The sequence below is a fragment of the Dyella japonica A8 genome, assembly GCF_000725385.1.
GTDB classification, from domain to species: Bacteria; Pseudomonadota; Gammaproteobacteria; order Xanthomonadales; family Rhodanobacteraceae; genus Dyella; species Dyella japonica_C.
Genome location: NZ_CP008884.1, coordinates 3,094,175 through 3,108,180, shown reverse-complemented (window position 1 = coordinate 3,108,180; position 14,006 = coordinate 3,094,175). Strand labels below are relative to the sequence as shown.

Here is a 14,006-nt window from a genome sequence, read left to right as displayed (position 1 = left end):
ACTACCCACAACAAAGGCCACATAAAAGAGAGCGACCATGTGTGATCGCGAGTAAGAAATGGCGGCGTCTAGTTCGCTAGCCAGGCCAATGGCCATCGCCCGCCCGCCATGTCATGTAGCCGCGGGCCTTACCCACGATCCATCCGGTAGCTCGTCAGCCAGGGGGATCCAGACGGTAAACTGCGCACCACAGCCAGGGCCTTCCGATCGCGCGGTGATTCGACCTCCATGGATCCTAACTAGCTCCTGCGCCAAGGCCAGGCCAATGCCGAGCCCATCCGCTCTCGACCCAACGGAACGATCTTCCTGGCCGAACATGTTGAACACTTTGTGCAGAAAACTTCTGGATATGCCCGCACCGTCATCAGTGACCGAAACACGCGCAAAACCGTCTGATGATTCCACATGTACGTCGATGCGTCCGCCGGATTTACCAAACTTGATCGCGTTGTCAAGAAGATTGGAAAAGATTTGTTCGAGCCTGACCGGATCAGCCCAGCAATGCATGTTCGCTGATGCATCTAAGCTCAAACTGATATGCCGGTCCGGCGTACTGGCGGCGGCAGTAGAAACCAAGTACCCAACCACCTCTCGCATGTCGACGAGCATCGCATCCAGGCGAAGCTTCCCGTTCCGCGCCCGCGACAGCTCGAGAAGATCGTCGACGATCCGAGCCTGGCGACGAACCGCACCGCTCAAGGCCTGAAGTTCGCCCACCAGCCGCGAATCTCGAATGTCGGACGTGGCATCGAGCATCCTTTCGATGCTTATCATCATCATGGCCAATGGTTGCTTGAGCTCGTGCGATATCAGGGCCATGCACCGGTCCTTTGATTCATCGGCGAGAACCGCCTTCTCGCGTCGATCACGCTCGACCAGCTCCTTCTGCAATTGAAGGAATCGTTCTCGCAGAGGCGTGGTATCACAGATGCACCAAACGTAACCGCCAAGGCCGTCAGCGCACATGTCATGGATAGTCATCTTTTCTGTACATAACAAGCGCCGCCCGCTTTTATGGCGGTACCACCGGAACTGACCGAAATGTCCAATCGTTTCGCTAGCTATGTCGCCCGTCGCGGCATGTTCAATTAGCGAGTCAAATGGCTGCCCAAGCACCTCGTTCTCGCGATATCCAAACGTGCTCTTGGCGCCTTCGTTCCATCCGGAGATCTGGCCGTTGCGATCCGTAATTATGATTGCAATGACTCGCGTCGACAGAGCAACGGCGCCCCAAGAATTCATGGAATTCCTCTCATCGACTCTTGCGCACGATAGTTCGCTATTCATGATTCTTGTGCCGGCTTCGCTGAGATGTGAGACGATCCATGGCTAGATGCGATGGACAGGAACGATGAGTCGGGAGTGATGCTAGCCGCTATCCGTACGTCACAGTAGCGATAGTCAGTGGATAACTGCGTTGCACTCCCGACAACAATGACTTTGGGAGAGCCGAGTGGCGGACAGCACCTATGCATCCAATGGGCTCATCAAGAACGCATCTTTTTTTGCACCAGAGACACTTAGCCCTTCTTGGCGATCGAATCTTTACGCCATCAGGACAGAAGGACCAGAAAACGGTCAAGCGACACTTGATGTTGATAGTTGCGCTATATCGGCATCACGATGCGTATCGAGTAATAGCCACCAATCCTCGCTAGACATCGATCACGACCCGGCACGCATAGAGTAGTAGGCCTTGCTGTCTCACCAAAACTGATGAGATGCGAAAGTGCCGGCCGGATTGATGCAAGGACGGCAACACTGTGCGCCCATTGAAGCACCTAGCCGTTCGCTTGGCCGAAACCTAGCATGCCAGTGAAGCACAAAAGGCTTCACTTTGGTGGCATCACCATATCTAGATCGCACCCATCCGTGGCGAGATCGCATGATCTCAATTGCCTGAGTGCTGGCCATCAGTACGCCAGATGAGAACACTGAGATCTCCTGGCAATCGAATTGAAAATGAGTGGCGCATGGCTTCGCGTCAATCCATGCACGACATGCAAATCTCTCTCCGCGATACTCTACCGAATCGATGACAAACATACGTTCTTGCAGTCTTGCGGAAAGTAGCAAGCAACCGCATCAAGATCGGCTTACGCACTGGATGAACAGGTGCCCCTGTGTTCGCTGGACGAATTGCGTCGCGCTTCGAATGGCGACTTATCTTCAGTCGACTGATAAGCGCAGGAAGGGGTAGCCATGGCCATGCCTGGCGATGCGCTTCTTTTGGCGCGATGGCAGTTCGCGTTCACTGTCTCTTTTCACATCATCTTTCCGGCCATAAGCATTGGCTTGGCCAACTACCTTGTCGTTCTAGAGGGCGCCTGGCTAATGACCAAGCGCCCCGTCTATCGAGTGCTGTTCTTCTTCTGGTCAAAGATCTTCGCCGTTGGCTTTTCCATGGGCGTAGTTTCAGGTGTCGTGATGAGCTACGAGTTCGGCACAAACTGGGCTGGATTTTCTAATGCGGCAGGCAGCGTGACGGGGCCACTGCTCACCTACGAGGTGTTGACGGCGTTCTTCCTTGAGGCCGGCTTTCTTGGCGTCATGTTGTTCGGCTGGCACAAGGTCAGGCCATCCGCTCACTTTTTTGCAACGCTCATGGTCGCAACGGGAACGTTGATTTCAACCTTCTGGATCCTCGCATCCAATAGTTGGATGCACACGCCGCAAGGTTACATGTGGCAAGACGGCCGTATTGTTCCCGTCGATTGGATCAAAATTATCTTCAATCCATCATTTCCTTATCGATGGGTGCACATGACCCTGGCCTCGTTCATCGTCGCCGGATGCCTGGTCGTAGCCTGCTCAGCCTGGCACATGTTGGCGGGAAGACAGGACCGCCCCGTTCGGAAAGCTTTTTCGATGGGGCTGTGGCTTCTATTGGTCATCGTGCCAATCCAAATCGGTGTCGGCGACGCCCATGGCCTCAATACCCGCAAGTATCAACCCGCCAAGATCGCGGCTATTGAGGGCTTATGGGAGACCGAAAAGGGGGGCACTTCGCTCAATCTGGTGGGGTGGCCCGATATGGACCGAGAGGAAACCCGCTACGCGATCAAGGTTCCCCACCTTGGCAGCGTCATCCTCGCGCACTCATGGACGGGCGAAATCCAGGGTCTCAAGAATTTCCCACCCGAAGATCGGCCAAATTCGACCATCGTGTTCTGGAGTTTTCGATTGATGGTGGCCATGGGCTTGCTGTTGCTTGCCATGGCTCTTCTCGGCCTGGCATTGCGTCGCGGTGACCGGATCTATAACGCGCGCTTCTTTCTTCGGTTTGCGATGCTGATGGGACCATCGGGCTTGATCGCTCTCATCGCGGGATGGATCACCACTGAAAGCGGTCGACAGCCATGGGTTGTCTATGGCGTGTTGCGCACGCGCGACGCGGTGTCGGCGGTATCAGCGCAACAGGTTGGCACCTCTCTGATGGTGCTAGTGGTCGTGTACTTCGCGGTATTTGGTACAGGCATCTACTACATGCTCAAGCTGATGGTGAAAGGCCCGGCCCCCTTTAATGACGAAATGGACGAGGTGGGCACCGACACCGGCAAGGGCAACCAGCGGTTTGACCATCGTCCATTGTCGCGTCCGACTGAATTCATTGACGAGTAGCTTCTATGACCTTTGACATCGCACTTGTATGGGGTGCCATCATCGCTTTTGGCGTGTTTCTGTATGTTGTTCTGGATGGATTTGATCTTGGCATTGGGCTGCTATTCCCGCTCTTCCATCGGGAGCACGAGCGGCAAATCATGCTCAACACCGTTGCCCCGGTATGGGACGGCAATGAGACATGGATGGTACTAGGCGGAGCAGGCCTTTTTGCAGCCTTCCCCGTCGCGTACTCAGTCCTTCTTCCGGCAGCGTACCTGCCGGTCATTGGCATGGTATGCGGGCTCATCTTCCGGGGCGTGGCATTTGAAATACGCGCCAAGGCCCGCCGTTCGCAACACCTTTGGGATCTGGCATTCATGATCGGCTCGGCCACCGCCATCTTCTGTCAGGGCCTCATCCTGGGCACAGTGCTCCAAGGAATTCCTGTCGTTGGGCGCCAGTATGCAGGCGGGCCGTTCGACTGGCTCTCGCCCTTTGGTCTGCTGGTGGGCTTAGGTCTTTGGGTCACCTACGCCACGCTCGCGTGCGGGTGGCTCATCATGAAGACGGAGGGTGAGCTACAACGGCGTATGTATGTCGCCATGAAGCCATTAACGTGGCTTCTGTTTGTCTTTATCGTGGCTGTAAGCGTGTGGACGGTGCTTGGCCAACCAACCATCGCCCGCCGATGGCTCACGCTGCCCAATCTTTTTTACTTCCTCCCCGTACCGTTGCTCGTGGTTGCCTGCGTGATCGGCATCCAAGTCTCAGTAAGACGTCAACACGACCGTCACCCCTTCCTCCTGGCCCTGGGCATTATGTCTCTTGGCTATTCGGGGCTACTGATCAGCATCTTCCCAAACATTCTCCCTCCCTCGCTGGATCTGTGGGCGGCATCGGCACCCTATTCGAGCCAGGCATTCACCCTTGTTGGAGCGGCGATTGTCGTGCCCATCATCTTGGTATACACGGCTGCGTCGTACTGGATATTCCGCGGCAAGGTACGGGCTAACGACCCTGGTTACCACTGATGACCGTGCCACGGAAGGACAAAACATGGTTTTGGTTCTTCGCTTTGTACTCGGGCGGGGTTATTGCGGTCACGATGATTGCTATGGCAGTTCGATTGCTTGTGCCCAGCTAGAGGTGAGAAAGCAGGCAAAGTGACTCCGTGCTATTAGGAATAGGAACCGCCCAAACGCGGGCTAAAGGATCGCCAACTTCAAAGGTCATCTATTGGCCCTGGCAACGAGAGAGATTGGAGGTTGTAATGCGCGCTCGAATGGGCATTTTTGATGAGACTGTGGCCAGCCTTGCGGCGGTGGAATCACTACGAGATAAAGCACGAATGGAGGCCTTCGATTTGCTTGAAAATGAGGCAAACACGCTTGCAAACATGGTCATGCAGGCGCTCGGGACCCGAGAAAGAGCTGCAAGCTGGATGTGTCTTCGGCAGCGCCGTCTGGAAGGAAAGTCCGCATACGAGGTGCTGGCTGAGGGCGACGTGGACCGTGTGTGGGATCTCATGACTGGCGCCGGCAACGATTCGTATTGACTCCCAAGCCCGGCACCCGATATTCATCATGTTCATGAAGATGACGACGTAGCCGCCGCATACCCATCTCAACATCGGTGAACCCATAGGTGTCGACGGACAGCTGTTCGACCTCAATGCCCGGCTGCCGAATGACGTCCTCGATCGCGTCAACAGCCTGACGATTCATCAGTACGATCAGCAAGTCGTACACCACGCTCCATTGAACCAGTACGTGGTGATACGCACCAATGGCCGGAATGCGCTGATGCGGATTCACGCGCGAGCCACAAGTGACGCGAAGTCTGCAGGCTCATCATGTCCGATCACGTCATGATGCTCTCCAGGAGTTCGCGACGGGGCGCTGTATGAAATCAACAGCGACCTCTTCGGCGGAGCGAAAGGTGCGTTCGTCCTCCAGCCCTTGCGTGGCCGCCATGATCTGCGGCGCCTGTATTGCGGGCATCATCATGGCCATGCCCGAGGCATCGGTAGCTGGGTTTTACCCACGCCCTTGAATAGCTGATTGCGCGTCGCGAACAGCTCTCTAGGAAGCGCCCCGTGCGGGATCGGCGGCAGCGCAGTATGTCACCAGCCACCACCCCTGCGACTCATGCGGTCATGGTGTTGAATATATCTGATAAGTCAGATATATTCAACACCATCGATAGGCGAGATGGCGCCCTGATCGCAAACGCATGAACTCCAGGCGTTCGTGAAGAGTGGTCTCGCCTTCTTTCCGACCATTTATCTGACTAGTCAAATAAATGGTCGGGAGTGCATCCACAGGTACCTCGCCGGATCCCACCATGACCACGCAGTTGCCCCCTTCCGTCCCCGCACCACTGACTGGAGCGCGGTTTGCGCTCGGTGCCATTGCGGTGGCGCTCGCCACCTTTATGAACGTCCTGGACTCCTCCATTGCCAACGTCGCCGTACCGACCATTTCTGGAAACCTTGGCGTATCCGTGGACGAAGGTACCTGGGTCATTACACTGTTCGCTGCTGCCAACGCTATTTCCATTCCACTCACGGGCTGGCTTACTCAGCGCATTGGCCAGGTGAGGCTGTTCACAGGGGCGATCCTGCTGTTCGTGCTCTCCTCCTGGCTGTGTGGCCTGTCTCCAACCCTGCCCATACTGCTCGGCGCCCGTGTTCTGCAGGGCGCTGCCGCAGGCCCACTAGTGCCGTTGTCACAGGCTCTGCTACTCACCACGTTCCCAAAGGAAAAGAGCTCTAGCGCTCTGTCTTTGTGGGCGATGACAGCGACTGTCGGCCCCATCGCAGGTCCAGCACTGGGCGGATGGATCACGGACAGCTATAGCTGGTCCTGGATTTTCTATATCAACGTGCCGGTGGGCCTGTTCGCGGCAGCCGTTGTCTGGTTCCTTTATCGCGACCGGGAAACAGCAACGCATAGGTTGCCCATAGACAAAGTAGGCCTGCTGTCGTTGATTGCCTGGGTGGCCGCTCTACAGATCCTGCTCGACAAGGGTAAGGATCTCGACTGGTTCAACTCACCGGTGATCTGCCTTCTGGCGGTTTTCGCTGCGGTAGCCTTCGTATTCTTCCTCATCTGGGAACTGACCGAACAAAGGCCTATCGTTGACCTTCGACTCTTTGCGGGAAGAAATTTCCTTGGCGGCACAGTCGCCATCTCGGTCGCCTATGGGATCTTCTTCGCCAACCTGGTGCTGTTGCCACAATGGATGCAGGAATTCCTCGGATATCGATCGGTGGATGCCGGCTTGGTTACCGCCCCCTTGGGTATCTTCGCTGTCGTGTTGGCGCCGATCATGGGCAGGATCATGCCGAAGTCCGACCCTAGGGTCCTTGCCACGCTGGCCTTCATCGGCTTTGCCCTGGTGTTCCTTATGCGGTCGAACTACACCACGGGCGTCGATGCTCACACCCTAGTAGTACCTACCCTGCTGCAAGGAATCCCCACGGCCCTGTTCTTTGTGCCCTTGACGGCCATCATTCTTTCCGGTCTATCGCCAGAGAAAATACCTGCGGCCGCGGGCCTGTCGAATTTCGTTCGCGTGTTTGCGGGTGCCGTAGGAACGTCCCTGCTCAGCACGGGCTGGAGCAATCGCACGATCATGCACCACGCCCGTTTGATGGAGCAGGCGACTCCATATAACCCCGTGTTCCTCGACTCGATCACATCACTGGAGCGATCGCTCCATGTTAGCGCGGACCGGGCTGTGGCATTCTTCGAAACCAAGCTGACGGCACAAGCCGCCATGCTCGGCCTCAACGACATCTTTTGGCTGTCTGCGGTGACGTTTATCGCCATCATTCCTTTGATCTGGGTAACCAAGCCCGGCAAGGGCGCGGGAGCCGGCGCTGCGGCAGCCGGACATTAGACGGCGACAGTTACGGGCAGTTAGGTTTCAAACAGCGAGGTGCGTGCCATGGAGCACTACAACAAGAAGAACTTCACCGTCACGCAGAGCATTGGCTTCATGCTTTCCAAATCCCGCAACCTTGTAGCGGCCGACCTGGATTCAGCCCTGAAAGATCTTGGCATCACCAGTCAACAGATGGGCGTGATTCTTTCAGTAGCTCGTGGTCTGGCACAGACCCCTCTCGAGCTATCTAGGCTGCTAGCCATCGATACTGGCCTGATGACGCGCATGCTCGACAAGCTTGAATTGCAGGGTTGGCTGACACGTCGCCGGAGTGATCAAGACCGTCGAGTTATCCATTTAGGGCTGACCAGGGCCGGTCATGCATTGGCCGAAGAGGCCTCGGGAATCGCACCGCAGGTGCTGAATCGTCGGCTTCGGCATTTCAGTAAGACCGAGTTCGCCGAGCTCCAGCGATTGCTCGCCAAGTTCATTGATGGAACTGACAGTAGTTGATGCGCCCAGGGAGGCCCTAAATCCACCTTGTAGCCGCAAAGGCCGCCCATAGGACTCATTTGAGTGCCTGATCCAGGTGCCACCGACTGATTGTGCTGCCCAAGCAGCCCGCCAAGGTGATCAGCGACCAGATGATCGCCCAAGGGCGCGCCTGCCCTCAGCTGTGCCCTATTACCGACGACCTGAACAGCAAATCTGACTACGCCCGATAAGCGCTGGTTATCGCCGGTGCGTCGCAATCAGCCAGATCCGTCTACCACGCAGAACTGTGGCGCCTATGACGCCTCAACTTCTCACCCTGGCATTGAGCAATTTGCCATTACCGAACCAGTGGAGCTGCACGGGTGTTGACGCGGCGAAAAATCGGGCAGCTCAATGAAGGGTTCGGAATCGAAGCAGCCCATTGAGCAGTGCATCCGCGTTGGGGCACCGAGAAAAATAGTCCTCATCCAGACGAGTGACCTCATACGCAAATATCGACGAGATTTCGCTCAGAGGTAGCTCCGATGGGCGCGCCAGGTCCTTGACGTCCCACTTTTCGGCAACGGCCCTTCGATTGAGGCTGCCTACCGTACTGACAAATACCTCACCGAGTCGCTGACTCCCTGCCCCACTCTGCTGATGCGTCTTTGCGACAATCCGAGCCGCCTGTAGGACGAGGTACATCACTTGCCCGACACTGAACCACTCCAGTGCCTGGCTGAGCTCTACGGCGGCAGCCATACCCCATTGAGGGTTATAGCCGAACCTGTCCAAGCTCCACCCGGCGTACTGAATGGCCTCCCCGAGCGCCAGATCCCTCCAAATAGCCAGCAGCGCTTCCAGAGTTTCTTCGGATGGCTCGATATCGCTGAGCAGCCGCCTCGCGTCGTCATGCCGCTGTCGGCAATCCCGGGGGCTCCATCGGATTCGCCACGCCACACTGTCAAAACCATACCGCTGCCAGTCCTTGGCGAGCAGCCAGTCCTCAGCTTCGGCCTGACCGAGTTCCGGCTCAATCACTCCAAGGGCCTGAAGAGCTAACAAGATGCGCTGGGAAAAATTCTCATGCGGAGACAATGACTTGCGAGTCATCCCCAGAGGCATTAGTCGCGTCATAGCCACGTCGCCGGCGACACGTAAGGCTGCGGACAGATAGAGGTTGGCGGTTAGATCACTGGGATTCACGACGTTCCTCAATCGATCGGCGCTAGGGGGTGGGGTCATGATACTAAGGAAGTCTTAGTATGCAGCCAAGCCGTGCCACTCAAAGCTTTGCCCTGTCACAAACGGGGTGCATGAGTTGGCAGGACGGAGTTCAAAACAGGCCGTTGTGGGCGGGCGTCTCAAGGAGGCCCGCTTGGCTGCTGGGCTGTCCCAGCGCGTTTTGGGGATCAACGCGGGTCTCGAGCCGTCGGTGGCATCCGCCCGCATCAACCAATATGAGCGCTCGACACACATGCCTGGGGTTGGCACCCTGGCCAATCTAGGACTCGTTCTGGATGTCCCGCTACCCTATTTCTACGCCGAGGACGACGCTCTTGCCATGTGCATCCTCGCCTTCCATCGCGGATCAGGCGCACAACGAAGACAATTAGTTCATCTGGCGAAGGGCATCAACCGCCCGAAGAGTTAATCACTTCCAGATTGCTCTTCGCATGCCCAGGGGCGCAGGCATCCCATACCCTCTCGGTCTTGACTGAACGACCGACCATACAGTCGCTAAGGCGATGAGCAGACACCACCTTATTCAGGCGATTTGCAACCGCCCTCCTTCTCGGCTGACGCGCCATGAATGTTGAACGTTAAAGACGCGATCGATAAGCGACGCGTCACAGGCAACTAGGGGTGGCCGCTTAGCATCTCCTCGGCAAGCCGCTCCAAGTTATCGAAGCGTCCGTCGCCACGCCCTTTGAAGGAAAAACTTTGCTGAGAGCTTTGACGCAAATATTTAGTAACCGCAGCCTCTAGGACGTCGGACACAGTGCCTGACGGCCTAAATCCGAGGCTTCCGAAACATCGCTTATCATTCACGACGACCTGCGTGTAAGCAATCTCCGTTAGAGCCAAGCCGATGCTTACGTCGCCAGATGCTACATAGCAGAAATTGAATTCCGACGTCTCGTGATTGAAGAATATTTCGGCAGGTGCGCTGAGCAACATTAAGTCGGACGCCAGATTCCTGAGGTGAACCCGTTCTTTTTTCTTATCCGCGTAAACGCACATGTCGCTTTGCACTTTGCTTACTATCGCGGGCGGGAACTGCCCTGGATTGTCGCGGACGTAGAAATAGACGCAGCCGAGCAGAAAAGCAAATGCCAACACCGGCACGTTTCGCTCACGCACTAGCTCAGCAAACTCCTTAACCTTTCTATCCACGGACCAGCGCTTGTTATAGAAGTGCTTAATCAACACGAAGTAGTTCGCAATAAAATTGACGTTATCAGCTACTGCCGGCGAGAACTCCTTGAATACCCCCAGCAGTCTATCGACCTCCTGAGTCGGAAGATCATAGAGATAGTCGGTCCGAAGAACGTCAACGTAGTGTCGAAACGCCTTATCCGGAGCGCCATGGGTCCGATGTTGCTCAGCCACGGCGACAATCGGCGTTACTTCCAGTCCTTGGCTTGCCGCCCAAGCAAACAAACTCCGAACGTTTGTTACGTTCTTCCGCGCCCGGATAGCTCCAAGAATATTCACGTCGAGCAACAAAAGGCAGTTAAGTGGTGCTGGCGGCCGGAAACAATCGACCTCGCTGGACGGTAGTCCAAAAAAAGGGGAGCCGACCCAAATTGGAACCTCGTCATCCGAGGAGTTGAAACAACCCAATGCGATGGACTCGGAGTGAGACAGCGTATAGAACTTGCGCATATGCATACTACGAATGTCTACCCTTGGAGGACAACAAACCCCTGTGTTCGCTTATACATGCCGCACTGCTCACCGACAACCGCAGTCGACCCGGCGCGCGCCTACAGCTACCGGTCACCTCACCTCGTATTGGTATGCCCGGGGGCACCGAACTCGGCCGCACACCCATTTGAGAATACCCGTGCGTCTTCCAATGTCGTGACCCAGGCAACCGTTCCTTCCGATGATCGCTCGCGGGCGAACTGTCGGCGATTCCAAACAATGCCGCTAAGCGCCCGCTTCGCCGCCAAAGAATAGCCACGCATCGTGTGCCGTAGGAACTGGACTAAACGGACGTTCGCTGTACTCCGTCCACGCGTGCTCGAAGTCTTTGTATCGAGTCTCTCCTATCGGACGATCTGCGGCCGGAATGGCGCGAAGCCACTTACGCAGGGCGTGAAAATAAGGCTCCATACCCGTGCATTTCACTGAACGCATAAGGCATGTCGCATCAGCTCGTACAAACGTCGCGGCATGTGCCTGTTCGCCATAGTCCAGCCACATTTCATGCTCCGCGCTGAAGTAGTGCCGCCCACCACGCCAAAGGTCTAGTGCATGCAGGTAGCTAGCCTCCTCTTCGGCCCGGATTTTTCCTGTGAGGCAATAGTGTGCGGCTATGACACTCGCGTGAAGATCGCTCCGCTCCAGCGCATAGAGGAGCACATCCAGATTTGCTGCATCCATCCGCGAGCCAAGGCCACCAGACAATTCCGTGCAGCGATCTTGTACGTCACCAAAGACCCAGGTAGCGCGGTCTCGCCATAACCAAAACCCGAGAGCCAAAGGGCAGCAATCCAGCAGCTCAGGTTCCAAACGATGACCATGGCCCGACAGGCCACGAATCTTATCGACAACTTCCCAGCAGTCTCCATGGTTTGGCGCGATGCTCTTGAGGAACGTTGCTGTCACGCGCCGGATCGCCAAATGCTGCCGCTCAACAAACCGCCTAGAGACATGATCGCGCGGAAGATCGTCCAAGTCCGCTTTGACCGATGGCTCACAAATCGAAAGCAGGGGTGCCATGAGCTTTTGTACATCGCTGCGCCATTGCTTGGGTGTGAAACCGTCGCACCGTCGCTTATAGCTCAAGAGCCCGTGCGCGACCTGCTGCAATGCCTCTGGGTCGGGTCGGCCATCTCCCAACAAACCAGCGAGTGGGTTTTGATCCTTGACGTCCCGGATCACCCAGCGACGTACCTTGCTGGCGCAAGCAAGGCCTTTCCCAGGACGGCCATCCGCCCGATGCACGCTTGCAATGGACAACTCTCCCTCGAAGGCTACCGGCTCCCGCAGCCACGACGGGACCGAATCCGATGATCGCCGAAGCGCACTAAGATAGAGATCGCGGGTATCCAGCCGACCGTCCCTGCCCCACGCAAACGTCGAGATTACCCCTTTTTTCACGATGCCATACTCGATGCAATCGACCCGGACTCCAATATTCAGGGCATCAAGCCATTGTTGCGCGCTCTCACACGCGTGATCGACGAATGCGCGATCGTGATCCAAGTGAAAAAACTGAATATCCCCGTTGCTCAAGAAGCAATGACCGCACTGGCCACAAGAGAAGGCGTGCCGCTTCTTTGCGATCGAGTAGTACAACGTGCTTCCACACGATGAGCATGTCGACCGGAGGGGTCGATCATGCAACGGGCAGCGCATCACAGCACTGTGTTGATGAAGGCGCAAATGAACGCCAAGGCCGATACAAACCTCACATACGCGGAGGTTATCGCACCACCACTGCCGCCCAACTTCTGCTTGCGCTTGCTCTGCCAATCTACGAATCATATCGACTGCAGAATGGCCATTCACAGCAGGAAGGATCGAGTCATTATCAATGGCAGAGATCCAGTGACTTGGATCTCTATAACAATACCCTTCCCATCCTGTCATCTTGCCGCCACTGACCAAGCGGCATGCCTTGACCAACTTCATGGGCGCCACCCCGGAAAACCAGGAAATCTTATTCCATAGCGCATAAGCAGATTCCTGACTGAGTAGTGAGTCATCGCGCCAAGGGACGAAGCGATTGCGACCATGACTCACGATCAATCCTGCAGGGCAAGCTTGAGGGCTTTATCGATGACAGGCTCCGAGATCGTCATTTCGGGTCCGTCATGTCCCTTTTGCTCCATGCAGATGTTCGCCAAGAACGCCGCCACGATATCCATGGGAAGACCAGCGGACAGCATCTTCTGAGGAACCATCAAGGCCAGCCGATCCCAGAATGCACCCAGCCAATTGTGGAACCTAAATCCACCCTCAAACGCCTCAGGGAATAGATTGGAGGTGTAACAGGCCTCTTTTCCGTCATCGCCGGATGGCTTATCCAATGACTCCAACAATGTCGACAGATCCTTCCGAACACGAAGCCCACGAAATGGAACAAGCTTCTTCATAAATCGTTTCGCAAGATCCGATCGGCCATGGGCGTCAAGATCTGTCTTTCGCGCCACCAACTCGCGTTGACCAAATAGTATCGTCGTCACCTTGACTCCGCTTTCAGCCAGGCCGTTGATCACCGCCTTCATCCATACAAACTCGTCGTTGCTCACTTCCTGTGCCTCATCAATCACAATAACGATATGCCGGGCGTCTCCCGAAAGAGCAATCAGTGCGCGCTTCACCTGCTCTCGCTTCATCGCAAGGTCGCGATCGATCTTCCCTGCGAAATCGATCGCATTCAGGATGCCAATCAGAAGCCTCCCTTCCGCTTGCTGCTTGTCATCTACCGCCTCTAGCGAGACGATACCGACCCCGGGAATGCGTCTTTCAAGCTCTCTTTTAATGGCCCGGATGCAGGAGGATTTTCCGGTCTGCGGGTCAGCATAGAAGGCAATGGAAGCACGCGCCTTTCTTGTTATGCGTAGAACCCTGGCGACAGCATCCCGAACCGAGCGAGTGGGCAGCACGGCGCACTCGCAGATGATAGGGTGCTCATGCCAAACCTTCTCACGCTTGGCATCACGCTCGTTCAACACATCCATCATCCACTCCTGTATTTTTCATTGAACTTCTTCTCGACACCCGCCACTAGGCGATTGACGACACTGCGCGGGTGCGCGCAAAAACAGTGACGCAACCTACCACTGAAGACTTAGACTAAGCCG

General features: G+C 56.0%; 12 protein-coding genes. 6 read left to right on the top strand and 6 right to left on the bottom strand.

The window, feature by feature from the left end:
- Positions 1–111 precede the first annotated feature (111 nt).
- Positions 112–1,242 (bottom strand): ATP-binding protein, encoded by a 1,131-nt coding sequence (locus HY57_RS13050; RefSeq protein ID WP_019467587.1) that lies wholly within the window; start codon positions 1,240–1,242, stop codon positions 112–114.
- Between the two features lie 960 nt (positions 1,243–2,202).
- On the opposite strand from HY57_RS13050, the gene HY57_RS13045 reads away from it, so the two are divergent.
- The 3 genes from HY57_RS13045 to HY57_RS13035 all read left to right on the top strand — a co-directional run bounded on the left by HY57_RS13045 (position 2,203) and on the right by HY57_RS13035 (position 5,158).
- The gene (locus tag HY57_RS13045; RefSeq protein WP_019467588.1) at positions 2,203–3,621 is read left to right on the top strand and encodes a cytochrome ubiquinol oxidase subunit I; all 1,419 of its coding nucleotides are present in this window, start codon (positions 2,203–2,205) and stop codon (positions 3,619–3,621) included.
- 5 nt (positions 3,622–3,626) lie between these two features.
- Positions 3,627–4,634: a cytochrome d ubiquinol oxidase subunit II gene (gene cydB / locus HY57_RS13040; RefSeq protein ID WP_019467589.1), complete on the top strand. Its 1,008-nt coding sequence runs from the start codon at positions 3,627–3,629 to the stop codon at positions 4,632–4,634.
- A 239-nt stretch (positions 4,635–4,873) separates the two neighbouring features.
- Positions 4,874–5,158: a hypothetical protein gene (locus tag HY57_RS13035; protein WP_050997999.1), complete on the top strand. Its 285-nt coding sequence runs from the start codon at positions 4,874–4,876 to the stop codon at positions 5,156–5,158.
- Here HY57_RS13035 and HY57_RS21630 read toward each other — a convergent pair.
- Complete coding sequence (locus HY57_RS21630) at positions 5,127–5,417, bottom strand: Tn3 family transposase (RefSeq protein WP_144240826.1); 291 nt, start codon at positions 5,415–5,417, stop codon at positions 5,127–5,129. The genes HY57_RS13035 and HY57_RS21630 overlap by 32 nt on opposite strands.
- Before the next feature lie 529 nt (positions 5,418–5,946).
- On the opposite strand from HY57_RS21630, the gene HY57_RS13030 reads away from it, so the two are divergent.
- Together HY57_RS13030 and HY57_RS13025 are read left to right on the top strand one after the other, a co-directional pair.
- Positions 5,947–7,506, top strand: a complete 1,560-nt coding sequence (locus HY57_RS13030) for a DHA2 family efflux MFS transporter permease subunit (RefSeq protein WP_019467592.1) — start codon at positions 5,947–5,949, stop codon at positions 7,504–7,506.
- A 48-nt stretch (positions 7,507–7,554) separates the two neighbouring features.
- On the top strand, positions 7,555–8,004 hold the full coding sequence (locus HY57_RS13025) for a MarR family winged helix-turn-helix transcriptional regulator (protein WP_019467593.1): 450 nt from the start codon (positions 7,555–7,557) through the stop codon (positions 8,002–8,004).
- A gap of 372 nt (positions 8,005–8,376) precedes the next feature.
- Here the strand turns inward: HY57_RS13025 and HY57_RS13020 are convergent, their stop codons facing one another.
- Positions 8,377–9,171: a hypothetical protein gene (locus HY57_RS13020; RefSeq protein WP_038579830.1), complete on the bottom strand. Its 795-nt coding sequence runs from the start codon at positions 9,169–9,171 to the stop codon at positions 8,377–8,379.
- 172 nt (positions 9,172–9,343) lie between these two features.
- Between HY57_RS13020 and HY57_RS13015 the strand changes: the two genes are divergently transcribed.
- Entirely contained in the window at positions 9,344–9,619 is a 276-nt protein-coding gene (locus HY57_RS13015; protein WP_235186562.1) for a helix-turn-helix domain-containing protein, read from the top strand.
- Between the two features lie 206 nt (positions 9,620–9,825).
- Here the strand turns inward: HY57_RS13015 and HY57_RS13010 are convergent, their stop codons facing one another.
- The 3 genes from HY57_RS13010 to HY57_RS12995 form a co-directional block, all read right to left on the bottom strand.
- Entirely contained in the window at positions 9,826–10,854 is a 1,029-nt protein-coding gene (locus tag HY57_RS13010; RefSeq protein ID WP_144240825.1) for a hypothetical protein, read from the bottom strand.
- A 267-nt stretch (positions 10,855–11,121) separates the two neighbouring features.
- Positions 11,122–12,495, bottom strand: a complete 1,374-nt coding sequence (locus HY57_RS21625; RefSeq protein ID WP_144240824.1) for a hypothetical protein — start codon at positions 12,493–12,495, stop codon at positions 11,122–11,124.
- 449 nt (positions 12,496–12,944) lie between these two features.
- Positions 12,945–13,883, bottom strand: a complete 939-nt coding sequence (locus HY57_RS12995; RefSeq protein ID WP_019467600.1) for an ATP-binding protein — start codon at positions 13,881–13,883, stop codon at positions 12,945–12,947.
- Positions 13,884–14,006: the final 123 nt, after the last annotated feature.